1 protein-coding gene is annotated in these 1,959 nt (G+C 59.9%); it reads right to left on the reverse strand.

The window, feature by feature from the left end; all coding sequences use genetic code 11:
• Window positions 1-1,959, reverse strand: a 1,959-nt coding sequence (locus tag VGR81_12270) for a fatty acyl-AMP ligase (protein ID HEV2289718.1), incomplete at both ends; no start/stop codon positions are given.

Below are 1,959 nucleotides of genomic sequence, written 5' to 3' on the forward strand. Positions count from 1 at the left end.
AATTGAGGGCTTCTGACTGGAAGAAGCCAGATCCAAACGAGCAGGGCCGCTACTGCAAACATAGCCAGTGCGGCGGTTCCGTACACTACCTGTCCCGTTTGTCTCACAAATCTTCGCAACGCCGAGAGTGCGCGCGGCAGAGCCGTACTCGCCGCAAGCTTGCCGATTTGGAGCCACACTGGCGGCGGCTCCACGTTCAATTTTCCTTCCAGATAAAGTCTTCGCGTTTCGCTGCGCCGCAGTTTGCCGCTTGAAGTCTTGGGAATGGCGTGGATGGGCAGAATCTCGACAATGTCGGGGGGAAGTCCCAGTGCGTCGCTCACCGTTCGCGTAATTTCCTGGGCGATTCGGTCGTGCGCCCCTCGATCTCGAGCCTCCGCCGCCACGACAAGACGCTCAGTGCCGCTCGCCGCGTCTGGCACTCCGAAAGCAACCACGCAGCCAGTGTGTACTCCCGCGACCCGCCCTGCGATCTCCTCGATTTCATGCGGATAAAGGTTCCGGCCGCCTTTGATGATTATGTCTTTGGCGCGACCCGTGATGAAAAGTTCTCCTTCAGCGACGTAAGCAAGATCGCCTGAGTCCAGCCAGCCGTCTTCGCGCACGAGTTCCCGCGTTGCTTCCGGATTGCGGTAGTAACCGCTGGTAGCTGAGGCTCCGCGAAAGAGCAGTTTCCCTTCTACGCGCTCGCCGGTTTCGCTGCCCTCCGAATCCACAATTCGGATTTCCATCCCGGGCAGCGGTCTGCCCGCGGAGACGAACTCCAGTTCGGACGATTTCCCGGCAGTTGCAGGAATTGCCCGTCGCTGGCTTTCGAATGGTTCTCGCTGGATGCGATCCACTCTCGTGCCGCTTCCCATCGGGGGCGCCGCGACTCCTAGAGACGACTCGGCAAGCCCGTACACCCCTATGAGCGCCCCGCGCCGGAATCCGTAAGGCGCAAATTTTTGCGTGAAGCGTTCCACTGTTTCTGCGCGCACAGGCTCGGCTCCGTTCAGCGCCGCGCGCCAGGAACTCAAATCAACTCCCTCGATCTCCTTTTCATTGATCTTGCGTACGCACAATTCATAAGCGAAATTTGGCGCGGGGCTGAGTGTGCCGCGATGGCGATGGATGGCTCGAAGCCATCGCTCCGGTCGCGTCAGGAATGCAAGCGGAGACATCAGAACGAGTGGAATCGCGTTTACCAGTGGCACGAACCAGGCGCCTATCAAGCCCATGTCGTGATACAGGGGCAGCCAGCTGACGGCGACATCGTCTGCGCGCACTCCGACGCCCTCCGTCATGGAGCGAATATTGGCGAGGAGATTTGCGTGCGTCAGCACCACCCCTTTGGGATTCCCTGTGGAGCCGGATGTATATTGCAGGAATGCAATTTCGGAGCTGCGGGCTTGATGCGACGGATTCTCTGTGGGGCGAATCTCTGTCGAAGGCGGGATAGCCCGACCCTCTGACCTCGCTAGTTGATCGGCGGTCACGACGCCGATGAGCGAAGATACATTTGGCTCGAGGAGCTTCGCGACGCCCTCCGCTTCACGGAACGTGACCAGCAACCGAGCCTCCGCGTTCCGCAATATGCCCGACTGCCGCGCCGCATATTCCGCGATGCGGTCCGCACGAAACGGCGGATAGATTGGAACAGGGATAGCTCCGGCGAGCAGAATGCCGGCAAATGTATAGAAGAATTCGGCGCTTGTCGGGAGCATGATCGCGACCGTGTTACCCGGCCGCACGCCGCGCGCCGCAAGCTCCGTGGCTACCGCAGTGGCTCGATCCAGCAATTCCCCGCACGTAATCGTCCGGATCTTCTCGTCATCCTCGTAAAGAAATATATGCTTGGCGTCCGCATCAGCTCGGCCACGGATGCGGATTATGTCCGTCAGCGTCGCGGCTTTCGCGATTTTTCCCAGCAGTTGCTCGCGGTGGTCGGTGTGTACCTCGGGTTTAGCGACTTCGAGA

This window comes from Candidatus Acidiferrales bacterium (assembly GCA_035934015.1).
Classification (GTDB): Bacteria; Acidobacteriota; Terriglobia; order Acidiferrales; family UBA7541; genus DAHUXN01.